Genomic DNA, 13,271 nt, shown 5'->3' on the forward strand with positions numbered 1-13,271 from the left:
TACAAGCTGAAAGCCCATCGGATATGTCCGATGGGCTTTTTCTTAATGTCATAACGCCGATTTAATGACCTTCTTATAGTACAGAACAGACAACAAGCCGAAAATAGAATACAGAACAGTATTCAATACCATCACCATAATCATCGGGGACCATGCCTCTAATCCGAATACCTGTTTTTTCTCAAGTGTATAGCAAAATGATGTTACATTCTACAGAAAAATCCGGCTCTGCATTTAAAAAGCTGCCTTCATAGAGGCAGCCGATCCGGTTCACATTACAAGCTTTCACCATTCGTTTCAATCACGTTTTTATACCAGTAAAAGCTTTTCTTTCTCGTTCTTTTCAGCGTTCCTTTTCCGTCATTGTCCCGGTCGACGTAAATGTAGCCGTAGCGTTTTTTCATTTCGGCGGTGGAGGCGCTCACCAAATCGATCGGTCCCCATGATGTGTAGCCGATTAAGTCGACGCCGTCGGCGATCGCTTCCCTTGCTTCTTTTAAATGATCGCGCAAATAATTGATTCTGTAATCATCCTGAATGGAGCCGTCTTCTTCGACGGCATCGACCGCGCCAAGGCCGTTTTCTACGATGAACAGCGGCTTCTGGTAACGGTCATACAGCGTATTCAACGTAATGCGCAGCCCTTTAGGGTCGATCTGCCAGCCCCATTCAGACGATTCCAAGTACGGATTTTTGACGCCGCCGAGGAGATTGCCTTCCGTTTTTGCCAAGTCTTCCGGACTCGTGCTCGCGACCATTGACATGTAGTAGCTGAAACCGATATAGTCGACGGTATTTTCCTTCAAGATGTCTTCATCACCTTCAGCCATTTCAATGGTAATTCCGTTTTCCTTAAAGAAGCGCTTCATATAGCCCGGATAAGCTCCGCGCGACTGTACGTCCGAGAAAAACAGCGTTCTTCTCTCATTCTCCATCGCGGCGAGCACGTCTTCCGGCTTTGGCGTCATCGGGTATGTCGTCGTTGCGGCGATCATGCAGCCGATTTTAGCGTCCGGGATGATTTCGTGTCCGGCTTTGACCGCCAGGGCGCTTGCGACAAATAGATGATGCGCCGCTTGGTACATCGCATTTAACTTGTTTTCGCCTTCTTCAAATACAAGGCCTCCGCCTGTAAACGGCGCATGCAGAACCATGTTGATTTCATTGAACGTCATCCAGTATTTCACTTTGTCTTTATAGCGGGTGAAAACCGTTTTCGCATAATGTTCATAGCACTCGATCACTTTCCGGTTTTTCCAGCCGCCGTATTTTTTAATCAGACCGAGCGGCATTTCGTAGTGGGAAATCGTCACTACAGGCTCAATACCGTGTTTTAATAGCTCATCGAAGAGACGATCGTAAAATTGGAGGCCCTCTTCATTTGGTTCAATCTCATCGCCGTTAGGAAAAATCCGTGTCCAGGCAATCGATGTCCGGAATGCTTTAAATCCCATTTCGGCGAAAAGAGCGATATCTTCTTTGTAGCGGTGGTAAAAATCGATGCCTTCATGATACAGGTTCAATGACTCCATCGATTCGTCAAATGGATACATGACGCCGTTCGGCGACACATCGGCTGTCGAGAGTCCTTTTCCGCCGACATTATAGGCGCCTTCCACTTGGTTTGCGGCAACCGCTCCGCCCCATAAAAAACCTTCAGGAAACCTTTTCATTTGTTCAGTCATATCATTTCACCTCATCCTAATTTGTCAGGCTTTCCTTTCTCTACGCCAGCGCGATCAGCGCTTCCTCAATGTCAACGCTTTCATCTGTTTTCAAAGGCTTGATCGACTGGTACCGGTCCGTATTTGTAATGATAACCGGCGTGATCAACTGATAGCCAGCATCCTTAATCGCATCCATATCAAAACAGACAAGCTGGTCTCCCGGCTTTACAGCGTCGCCTTTATTGACATGCACGGTAAAGTGCTCACCGTTCAATTTCACCGTGTCGATTCCGATATGGATAATAATTTCCGCCCCATTGTCGCTTGTAATGCCGAGGGCGTGCTTCGTTTGAAAAACGGTTGTGATCGTGCCTGATACCGGGGACACCACTTTGCCTTCTTCAGGCTCAATGGCGACGCCTTTTCCCATGACTTCTCCAGAAAATGTCGCATCATCCACTTCACTCAATGCTTTGACTTCGCCTTTCAGCGGGCTTTGAATGATCTCTCCCGCTCCCGCTTCAGATGGAGATGGAGCAGCTGCTTGTTCATCGGCTTCGTCTGAAGGAATGTCTTCAAATCCTAACAGATAAGCAATAATGGTCGCTGCAAAGAACGCGATGACGAGCCCGATCATCGCCTGAACAAACGTAGGGCCGATGAACGTCGGAATACCTGGCAATCCGGCGTTTCCGCCAACGATGTAAGATGCAACTCCTGTGATGCCGTAAAATGCACCGCCGACGGCTCCCCCAAGAAGCGCGGAAACAAACGGCTTTTTCAGCCTCATGTTGACACCGTACATCGCCGGCTCCGTAATTCCCATCAAAGCCGTGATGCTTGTGGTCATCGACAACGATTTAAACGTCGCATTTTTTGATCGTAAAAAGACGGCGAATGACGCTCCCGCCTGTCCCATATTGGCCAGGAACATAGCCGGCATCAAATAGTCGTATCCGTTTTGAGTGATATTGTTGAGCATGATCGGCACCAATGCATAGTGCATCCCCGTCATAATGATAAGGGAGAACGTTCCGGCCAACAGGATCATCGCAATCAGACCGGCATGCTGGAACAGATAGTTCACGCCGACGGAAAGGTAGTTTCCGATAATCGCACCGAGCGGACCGACCGTGATCAATGTGACGGGCACGACGATCAGCAGGGTGAAAGTCGGTACAAAGATGAGCTTCAAAGATGTCGGCGTAATTCTATCAATCCATTTTTCTACATAAGATGCAATCCAGATGGCAAGCAAAATCGGAATGACCGTCGACGAATACGTGGCAGCGGTTACAGGCAACCCGATAAAGGAAATGCTTTTGCCTGAAGCAAGCAGAGCCGTCAGATCCGGATGCAAAATCGCCGCTCCGATAGCCGCTGCTACATAAGGGTTGCTGCCGAATTTTCTTGCAGCACTGACTGCGAGCAGTAAAGGCAGGAAGTAGAAAGCTCCGTCGCCGATGGCAGACAGAATGGTGTGCGCCTGACTCTTCTCGCTCATCCAGCCGAATGTCACGGCTAACGCAATAATTCCCTTGATCATACCCGCACCGGCAATCGCCGGGAGAATCGGGGTAAATACGCCTGAAATGACATCAAAAATGGACGCAAGCACGTTTTTCTTTTGAGAAGATGGCTGCCCGGCCTTTGCGTCGCTCAGGCCGCTGTTGGCGAGCATCGCCTTATACACCTTAGGCACATCATTTCCGATAATGATCTGAAACTGTTCACCGCTGATGTTCGTTCCCATTACACCGGGCACGTTTTCCAATTTCGCACGATCAGCCTTGCCATTGTCATAAAGGTTGAAACGCAGTCTTGTCATGCAGTGAATCACGCTCTGTACGTTCTCCTCACCGCCGACGAGTTGTAAAATGTCTTTTGATACTTTATTATAATCCATATGAGTACCTCCTCCTTTTGGGGGAATATGCCGGACTGAAGGTGGCCGCCTTCACCCGGCTTTTTTTCTGGAAACATATCTGCTCGTTTTTGCATCACCTCCTTAATTTCAGGCACAAAAAAAACCTAAATTACGGACAGCTTCCCGGGACAATGTCCCGATGATACTCTCGTAACTTAGGTTTTGCCTGCTAAAGCAGTAACAATCCTTAAGAACTTGCTGATATTAGTTTGTATCTATACTGTAGCACCTGCCTATCTTTATGTCAACGCTTTCATTACAATTGTCGGATAAAAAAATAAAAGCCGCCATTCCTTGTAAAATCGGAATTTGGCAGCTTTTTTCTTCTGAAAATCTCCTTTTCTATTAAGACTTTCTTCCTGGTTTTCTCCGTTTTTTCACCGCTGCTGCTTTTCGTTTGGTGAATGCGGAAGCCCTTCTTCTGTTCTTGCGGCGCACAGCCTTTGTTTCAGGTTCCTGCGGTTCCTTTTGCTGTTTATGAAGGAGAAAGCCTGCAATGAGAAACGGAATTCCGGATGTATTCGTAAAGATGTTTTTAATGCCCATCGCCAAAATAAAAGAACCCCACGCAGAAAACGGATTTTTTCTGATTTTGATATACGCGGTGATTTCCAGGGCAATAAAAATAAGCGACTGCGCCAAAATGACGATTAACATGATCAAAAGGAAAAAACAGCCCCAATTAAACAGTGTCCCCGAATAAATCATCGCTCTCAGCATACAAAGTATCAGACTGCGTATATCCGCTCACGGCATCCGGATTCCAAACGGTGTAAGAATCAAACCACCCGCTTTTGATGCGCAGGAAAACGAATAAGATGCCGAACCAGTACCCAATATGCAACACTATTCCTAATAAAGTGAGATTGTTTGCTGCTTTGTTTTGCATGATGTTCCTTTTTTCGAATTATGATTGAAGTGAGTGAATCGCCTCTTCAGCATTTGCCGGAAACGATTTGAGTTCCTTCTGGTCAAGGTCTTCTTGAAACAGGCAAACCTTCTGAATCTGTCGGTTTTGATAATGATGGTAATAATAGCTCCCCGAATGGCTGCACATGGCCGCCGTGTATTGCGTATAGTCATCTTCCCCCTGCTCAGTAATGACGATGCCTTTCGGTATATTCATATTTGAAAGAATATGAAAAGCTGCAGACACTCCCTCTGTTTCGCCTGTGACGGGTTTCATATGTTCTTTCAAATAGGCCGTCCTCACAAAGCGGGAAGGCGGGGTGAAATCTCCCGGCAGTCCAGCTAAACCCGATCCTTCGCCAAAAGCCGACAACGTCAGTTCACCTAATTTTTTAGCCTTACACTGCCCGGGCCGCAGCCCGATGTAATTTCTCAAATTGGTCAAATGCCACGAAAATTCAGGGCTGTTCGTCATTACGCCGACAGGATTATCATGAACCTGAATGCCGTCTGCCGTCGGTTCGACAACGATGCTCCGTCCGGAACGGTCCGACAATATCCAGTGCAGCGGCGTAACCGTACCGAGCAGCTTTACCTCTCTCTCCACAATCGCAAGAGAAGACAACGCAGCCTTCACATCCTCCAGGCTGACGCAGTTCGACAACACCCATGTCACAAATTCATGCGGCGCGATGTTATCATGGTTATCCTTTGGTTCTTTTTCATACACGGCATAACCCGGGAAATAAAGCGCAGCGCACGACAGGCCTTTTTCGTTCACACCATCGGCAAACAAAGCGTTTTCAAACCGCCTGCCCATTCCGATAAACGCGTATGGCCCCCTATGTTCCCTGCCGTCAGCTTCACTCATCCATTGATACATGCGCGGATGCAACAGCACCTCTCCGTCAAGCTGAAAAGTAAAATCCATCGTTCTTGCCAATAGATGCACCTGATCTGCAGTCGTCAACGTCACACTCGTACACATTGTGCCTCAGTCCTTTTTGGTTATTACACTTAGTGAACAATTTATGTTCATCTTAACGAATTGGAAAGGATTAGTCAAAATCCCGGCCCTAAAAAGGTGTAATATCCAATAAACACCTTGATTGCCATTGTTCTTGCATTCAAGGTGTTAAATGTACTTAATAATTATTTTAAAAACCGTTCATATTAAAGAAATTTAAGTTTATAAATATTATGCTAACAGACTGTTATCATCGATTCTTCAAAATACTCTATAATTTCGATAGCTAATGAATGTGTTATTTTTTTATCTTGAGCCTCCTGACTATATTCCTTTGCTACTAACATCTTAACTTCAGGCTTTTCTAGAAAGGAAACTAGCTCATTCTTTCTTCTATATGCTTCATTTCCATTAGGTAATAGCAATGAATCGTCTCCGCTTATTTTTGAAAATTTCTTTTCCCTATTAAGTTCATAATTGTTAAATAAGTCTATGATAGTGCTGTCTTGATTTGCTAAAATTACCTTTTTGATTGAGTTATAATAAATTTCAGGATCAAGACAGTCTTCTATCTCTGTTTTTTCATAAATTGTTCCTTGTTTTGCAACGTCTAACAATTTTATAACTTCTTCGTTGTTAGATCTAAAAACTTGTAAACGTCTTAAAGATATAGGCATATCTTTTAAATTTTCAAATTTATAATTCATTTTTGTCTCATCTGTATCGATTATGCAAAGAATCTTTCCTTTAAAATCCTTTCTTTCTTTTTTATCTATCAGAAGCGGATTAAGTAACAGATTGAATAATTTTACTACATTTCCACATCCGCCCACTGGTAATATTCTGTACTCTTTACTATCTGGCAATATGGTATCCAGATAAATTTTATCATCCCCTCCTTCACATATTATCCAATTACTATTTTCTTCATTGGTTTTTATATAACTCAAAATACTAGTAGCTAAATCAAACATGCTTTTCAACTCTACATCTTCAGGAAAGCTTCTTTGATTATCTAAGTAATTAAAAAAACTATATTGGCTTATTCTTAAATTGTCGAGATTTTTTTCTAAATGTATTAACTGTCCCTTAGTGGTAATAGGTAAAAATCCATACCAATGTGTTGTTATTATTATCTGACTATTGAATTTATTAGCTAAGTCCTCAATCCTCGTAAACTGAGCAAAACAGTTTGCTACATTTAAAGAAACCTCTGGTTCATCGATAGCTAGTACAATCTCTTTTTCCTTTTGATTAAAATTAGAAAGAAATGCATATGCTATATCTACTAGTGCTTTTCTCTGCTCTCCTGAACTTAATTTGGAAATTTCACGTTGATTATGTCTTAAGGATTTTTTTAAAAAATAAGCTTCTAATATTTTATCTCTTAAATCAGTTCTTGTTAGTCTTTTTTTAAAATTTGCACTAACCCCATAATCATATCTTTTATCTATACTTTTTATTTTTTCATTTATTTCATTCATGAACTCATCAAGATTTTGGTTAATAAAGCTTAAAAAACTAATATTTCTACCGTCAATATTTAAAGGCCTTTCAATAATTTTATCTACTAACTCTAGTACATCTCTACTCATTAATTTTTGCATCTGTTCTGCTTCAATTTTAAGAATATCATTCGCCCTTTGTTCTACTGAAATATATACATAAGAGTAATGTAATAAAATTAATTTCTTTATTTTTTCAAGTTTTCTTTCTGGTTCTTTTCCTTCAAGTAACTTTGATAGGTATCCATGAAAAGGACTTAAGGTAGCCTTACCATTACTCTTAACACCAATAACTAAGAGATAATAATCTTCTTTATATTTACTTTCTAATTTCCTTTTAATTTCAAAGAATTTATCAATATGCTCTCTTCTAGAACTCCCCTGCACAAGGCTGTCTAAATTATTCCATATGTAATCACTTATTTTAGTTAAATCAGCAATAGTACTTTTAAATTCATTAATTTCTGATCTACTAAATCTAGAATCATTCTCAAATCTTGAATTAAATTCTTTTTTATTAATTAAGAAAACCGGTGATATATAGACCTCATCTTTTTTTGAACCTTTATAAATATTCCAATCTCTATTATTAAAGAAAACATCTATCGCTTCTAAAATTCCGCTTTTTCCAACCCCATTATTGCCAATGTAGACTGAATATTTATCCTCTAATCCAATTGTATTGGAACAAAATAAGCCTTATTATATGATTTATAACCATTTATAAAAGATGATATTAACATAATGTAATCAATCCCCTTTATCTTAAATAAATATTTATAAATTAGGTCTACTTAACAGCGCTTATAATATTCAAAAAACATATGTTAGACATTAAAACCGATTTACAGAAACCCATCAAAAAATCTTTCTTATTCCATTAAAGACAAGTATATCTATATTATCGGTTGTTCATCTTTATATTTCAATATAAGTTTGTTTAAAAGCCGCATACAGTTTTAAAGTTCATAGCTTTGTTCAATAAAAAAGAGTGGATATGAAACCACCCTTTTTTATCCATCTCACTGTACACTAAGTATATTCCTATGGACCAATCTTATTTGTTTATCCTTTGCAATGAAGTACACTTGAGCAAATTACTTAGACTATTTTTACCACGTACTCCCCCAAACCGCATCACCTTCACGAGACAACGCGCTAAACGTCATCACTTTCCTCCCGGTCCTTGTATCCCACTGCTTTAAAAACATACCGTCATACCGCTTTCCATCCAGCGTCAGCTCAATCCTGTTATGCCCGGTCTTCTTCCAGGTGCCGGACACTGCGCCGGATACTTTGCCATTGCGATTTAATCGGATCTCTTCTGACTCTTTGATCTCCGCAGAGATGTCTTTTCCGTGCCGCACCAATTTGTAGTTCCCGATCACCTTCGATTTTTTTACCTTCATGAGCTTCTCTCCAGCATAGCGATGAGGCGCGACAACGGGCCAGCCGTTTTTGTTCATGAACATCTGATGGACGCGGACTTCGTGCTCCTCGCCCCTTCCCGGGAAGCGGGTGTGAAAGATTAAATACGATTTGCCGCTTTTTTCATCGTAATAGGCTGAGTTATGGCCCGGTGAGACGTAGCCGGCGTCTGATCCGCCTTTATTTTTAAACAGAAAATTCCCCATGAGCTTGACGCCGTACGGTTCGATTGAGCGGTCATCGAAAAGAGTTCCTTCTTTGCCGCGCACGTTGATCATCGGATGGCCTTCAGCGTCATAGTATGGGCCGTCAGGGTTTTTGGAGCGTGCGACGCGGATGTTGTACCCGCCGTCAGCGGCGAGTCCGCCGAAGGACATATACAGGTAGTAATACTGTGTTTCAGGATAGTAGAGAATGTATGCGCCTTCAATCCGGCTGTGGTTGCCGCCGATCAGCTTTTTTCCGTACCTCTGATTCGGAAGAGGGAACCCGGTTTTCCGATCCATTTCCAAAATAAAAATACCGCCCGAATAGGAGCCGTAGACCATCCACAGCTTGCCGTCTTTATCGAAGAATGTATGCGGGTCGACGACATTCGGATGCTTTGTCGCGTCATACGGGGTGCCGTCATTGCTGATCCCGTCCATTCCCGACTTCAGAAAAATGCCTTTATTTTTGTATGGACCTTCAATGTCGTCTGCGACAGCAAGCCCGAGGGCAGATCTCGGAGAATCCCCGCGGCAGGCGTTGTAATACATATAAAATTTGCCGTCCTCAAGCTGGGTGACATCAGGCGCCCACAACGTATCAGATTCAGCCCATTCAAAGGTTTCTTTTAATTCTTCATATACATTCGGAATCAGGGGATTGCCGTCGTGGACACTCGAGGAAATTTGCGTCCAATTCATAAGGTCCGTCGATTTGGCCGAAGCTAAATGGGAGCCGAAGACATAGTATGTCCCATTCGCTTTAATAATAGATGGATCATGAACCGTCACTTCTGAAAAACCAGGTTTTTGAGTTTGTGCAGAGGCTTGGCTTGGCGCAAAACATGCAGCAATGATGAAAAGCAATGCAAGGACTTGGATGAACCACTTTCTCATCTTCATTTGTTCTCCTCTCTTTTGAAGCGCTTTCATTTTTTGACAATCCATCATATGCTGCTTATCCAAGGTTTATTACGAGCAAAAAAGCTCCCGACAAAGTCGGCAGCCTAAGTTTATTACCTTGCTTTATGCACTTTCAGCAATTTCCCTTTCACAGTCGTCTTTTTCATCGCGTCTAAGACTAACTGACCTTTGCCGTTTAAAATTTCAACGAATGAACCTTGCTCTTGTATCGTGATAATCCCGATATCCTCAGCAGAGACGCCGTCAATATTCACAATCGTTCCAACGAAATCAACGGCTCTCAGCTTCTTCTTTTTTCCCCCGTTGAAATAGAGCCTCATGATTTCCTTATTTAACGGTTCACTCCTATCCTTTTTGGGCTCCGGCTTCCTATTGATTTTCTTAAGAAAGGCCGCTTTTGCCCGCGCAATTTCTTCTTTTGACGGCGCCTGAATGACAGGAATGGAAAAACCGATATATTCTTCAATGTCAGCGACCATCCTTTTTTCACGCGGACTGGCAAAGGTAATCGCTTTCCCCCGCCTGCCGGCCCGGCCTGTTCTTCCGGTACGATGCACATAGCTTTCTTTATCTAATGGCAGTTCATAGTTGATCACATGTGTGATGTTCTCAATGTCGATGCCTCTTGCCGCCACATCTGTCGCGATTAAATAGCGAAACGCTCCCCGTCTGAAGCGGTTCATCACGGCAAAACGGTCCTCCTGAGGCATGCCGCCGTGAATTTTCGCGCACGGATAACCCAAACCGGCTAAGCGCCGATGCAGCTCATTCACACGCTCCTGTGTATGGCAAAAAACGATGCAGCTGTCCGGGTTTTCAACAATTAACAGATCCACTAAAAGCGAAAATGGATCATTTTCATTTACAATGATCAGTTGATGCTCGATGTCTGCGGTTGTCATACCGCTTGCTTTGATCTCGATTTTCAAAGGGGTTTTCATATATTGAAGGGAAAGATGCTCCACATCCTCAGGAAAGGTCGCTGAAAACAGCATCGTCATCCTTTCTCCTGGCAAATGGCGGATGATCTCCCCCACTTGATCGATAAATCCCATGTTCAGCATTTCATCGGCCTCATCGATGACAAGGCATTTCAGTTTTTCTAATGGAAGGGTTCCTTTTTCAATGTGATCCAATACGCGTCCCGGCGTCCCGACAACGATATGGCATTTTTGCTTGAGCTCCGTTTTTTGCCGTTCAAAGGACGACCTCCCGTAAACAGCCGCCGCTTTTATTCTTTTATATCGGCCGATATTGGTCAAATCCTCTTTAACCTGAGCGGCAAGCTCGCGCGTCGGTGTCAAAATCAAGGCTTGCGGTTTGTTCTCTTCCCATTCGGCCAGTTCGCAAAGCGGAATTCCGAACGCGGCCGTCTTCCCGCTCCCCGTCCGCGATTTCACCACAACATCCCGCTTCTTAAGCGCCTCGGGAATCACTTTGCTCTGCACAACAGTCGGCTGCTTATACCCTAAATGATCGAGCGCTTTCGTAATATCACCGCTTAATGCATAGTCTCTAAAACTGGCTTTGCTCATGAACGGACTCCTTTTGGTCATATGATTTCCAGTGAATGATGGTGTTATGAATGTGATTATACGCTAATGATCCTTGATTTCAAAAAGACATGAAAAAGAGGCTGTATAAACACAGCCCTTAAAACTGTACTGTCGTAAGCACGTACATGAACATAACGTCCAAGAGACCCTGCAGCACCAAAAGAAGGCGGGATAAATGATTTTACCTTGAAAATCGTTCATCCATTCATTTGGCCCTGTTGACAGTCGTGCCTCCTTGTTTTAATGCCGGTTTCCAGCATGGAAAACGTCAGCAGAAGCAATACAATCAACAAAAGAACTGTGTTGCTTCTAAGCCAAAAAAAGAAGCTTTTTCTGAAAGAGCACATAGACAGGAACCCTTTCTTCTATAAATCAAAAAATTCATCCACGATTTTCTCAAAATATTCGTTTAAAAAAACCGCCGGATTTTCCGGCAGTTCCTCTTTAACTGCTCCATTTCCTAAATTTTTTGAAGCATATACAAAAGGAAATGACTCCGCCAATTATACCTGTCAAAATTGCCAATATAATTGAAATAAACAAGAAACCCAAATACCCCCATCCCAGCGCTTCATCCTGGGATGGTTCTCCCGTCGCAAAAGATTGCATGAAAAAAAACGACAGTACAGCATATAGAATAAGCGAGAATATACCAACAATGATAAAGATTAAAACATTAATTCCAGAAGATACCAGAATACGTTTGGCCACGTTTTAAAAAACCTCCTATTTATCTATACCTTTCCGTCCATGTAAAAAGATGACACCTAAGACCTGTTTCATGCTACAAGAAAGATTAAAATAGGTAAATAAAAAAAAAGGCCCACTTGATATAAAAACAGCACACACCCACAGGGTATGTGCTGTTTCCCATTTCTCTATTCCGTAATCACCGTATGCACCAGCTTCGGCGCTTCCGCCTTTTCTGCGATCCGGATATTTTCATACACTTTGGCAATGACATCATCGACATTCTCGCGGTTGGCGTGAAGCGTGACAAGCGGTTCGCCTTTTTCAACACGGTCGCCGACTTTTTTGCGGAGCATAATGCCGACAGCAAGATCAATTGTGTCTTCTTTTGTTGCGCGTCCGGCGCCTAACAGCATGGCTGCGACTCCGATTTGATCGGCGACAATCTCTGAGACGACGCCTGCTTCTTTTGCAGGGACGTCGATTTTGTAAGCGGCCTGCGGCAGTTTTGACGGGTCATCTGCGACAGAGCTGTCGCCGCCTTGGTTTTGCAGGAAGTCTTTGAATTTTTGCAGCGCTTTGCCGTTTTTCATGACCTCGATTAATTTTTCTCTGGCTTCATCGAGTGTGTCCGCTTTTTTGGCGAGGACGACCATTTGACTGCCAAGCGTTAAGACGAGCTCATGCAGGTCTTCAGGACCTTCGCCTTTTAATGTATCGATCGCTTCTTTCACCTCAAGGGCATTTCCGATTGCAAACCCAAGCGGCTGGGACATGTCGGAGATGACAGCCATCGTTTGGCGGCCGACATTGTTGCCGATGCGAACCATCGCTTTTGCAAGGTTGACGGCGTCTTCTTCCGTTTTCATGAAGGCGCCTGCACCCGTTTTTACGTCAAGGACGATGGCGTCCGCCCCGGCGGCGATTTTTTTGCTCATGATCGAGCTCGCGATCAGCGGGATAGAATTAACCGTTCCCGTGACATCGCGAAGGGCGTACAGCTTTTTATCGGCAGGAGTCAAGTTACCGCTTTGCCCGATGACGGCGACCTTGTCGCGGTTCACAAGCTCTATGAATTCGTCTTTCGAAAGTTCCACGTGGAACCCTTCAATCGCTTCCAGCTTGTCAATCGTTCCTCCCGTATGTCCGAGCCCGCGGCCTGACATTTTGGCAACCGGCACATCAAGAGCGGCGACTAGCGGCGCGAGGACGAGCGTCGTCGTGTCGCCGACGCCTCCGGTCGAGTGTTTGTCGACTTTGATGCCTTTGATGGCGGAGAGGTCAATCGTCTCCCCCGAGTTGACCATCGCCATCGTTAAATCAGCCCGCTCTCTGTCTGTCATATCTTGAAAATAGATCGCCATAGCCAGTGCGCTGGCTTGGTAGTCGGGAATGCTGCCGTCCGTATAGCCGTCGACGAAGAAGTTGATTTCTTCCGTAGACAGCTCTTGACCGCTCTGCTTTTTCGTAATGATATCGACCATTCTCATGA

Annotated in this window: 10 protein-coding genes and 1 pseudogene; all 11 read right to left on the reverse strand. The window is 43.7% G+C overall.

Features of this window, described 5'->3' with window-relative positions:
• Window positions 1-48 precede the first annotated feature (48 nt).
• Window positions 49-171: pseudogene (locus NSQ39_RS20060) on the reverse strand (hypothetical protein); the annotation flags it as partial.
• 104 nt (window positions 172-275) lie between these two features.
• Window positions 276-1,685, reverse strand: a complete 1,410-nt coding sequence (locus NSQ39_RS20065; RefSeq protein WP_175075954.1) for a glycoside hydrolase family 1 protein — start codon at window positions 1,683-1,685, stop codon at window positions 276-278.
• A 40-nt stretch (window positions 1,686-1,725) separates the two neighbouring features.
• Window positions 1,726-3,573 carry a beta-glucoside-specific PTS transporter subunit IIABC gene (locus tag NSQ39_RS20070; RefSeq protein ID WP_175075953.1) on the reverse strand — a complete coding sequence of 616 codons (1,848 nt, stop codon included), beginning with the start codon at window positions 3,571-3,573 and terminating at the stop codon, window positions 1,726-1,728.
• 366 nt (window positions 3,574-3,939) lie between these two features.
• Entirely contained in the window at window positions 3,940-4,257 is a 318-nt protein-coding gene (locus tag NSQ39_RS20075; RefSeq protein WP_236809652.1) for a hypothetical protein, read from the reverse strand.
• Window positions 4,258-4,276: 19 nt separating this feature from the next.
• Complete coding sequence (locus tag NSQ39_RS20080; RefSeq protein WP_335497666.1) at window positions 4,277-4,483, reverse strand: hypothetical protein; 207 nt, start codon at window positions 4,481-4,483, stop codon at window positions 4,277-4,279.
• 18 nt (window positions 4,484-4,501) lie between these two features.
• Entirely contained in the window at window positions 4,502-5,491 is a 990-nt protein-coding gene (locus NSQ39_RS20085) for a choloylglycine hydrolase family protein (RefSeq protein WP_175075952.1), read from the reverse strand.
• 215 nt (window positions 5,492-5,706) lie between these two features.
• Complete coding sequence (locus NSQ39_RS20090) at window positions 5,707-7,653, reverse strand: AAA family ATPase (RefSeq protein WP_309245910.1); 1,947 nt, start codon at window positions 7,651-7,653, stop codon at window positions 5,707-5,709.
• Window positions 7,654-8,087: 434 nt separating this feature from the next.
• Window positions 8,088-9,512 (reverse strand): glycoside hydrolase family 43 protein, encoded by a 1,425-nt coding sequence (locus tag NSQ39_RS20095; RefSeq protein ID WP_175075951.1) that lies wholly within the window; start codon window positions 9,510-9,512, stop codon window positions 8,088-8,090.
• A 113-nt stretch (window positions 9,513-9,625) separates the two neighbouring features.
• On the reverse strand, window positions 9,626-11,068 hold the full coding sequence (locus NSQ39_RS20100; RefSeq protein WP_175075950.1) for a DEAD/DEAH box helicase: 1,443 nt from the start codon (window positions 11,066-11,068) through the stop codon (window positions 9,626-9,628).
• Window positions 11,069-11,533: 465 nt separating this feature from the next.
• Complete coding sequence (locus tag NSQ39_RS20105) at window positions 11,534-11,800, reverse strand: hypothetical protein (RefSeq protein WP_175075949.1); 267 nt, start codon at window positions 11,798-11,800, stop codon at window positions 11,534-11,536.
• Between the two features lie 167 nt (window positions 11,801-11,967).
• The gene (locus NSQ39_RS20110) at window positions 11,968-13,269 is read right to left on the reverse strand and encodes a pyrimidine-nucleoside phosphorylase (protein ID WP_175075984.1); all 1,302 of its coding nucleotides are present in this window, start codon (window positions 13,267-13,269) and stop codon (window positions 11,968-11,970) included.
• Window positions 13,270-13,271: the final 2 nt, after the last annotated feature.

It is taken from the genome of Bacillus sp. FSL W8-0848, from assembly GCF_038007805.1.
Classification (GTDB): domain Bacteria; phylum Bacillota; class Bacilli; order Bacillales; family Bacillaceae; genus Bacillus; species Bacillus glycinifermentans.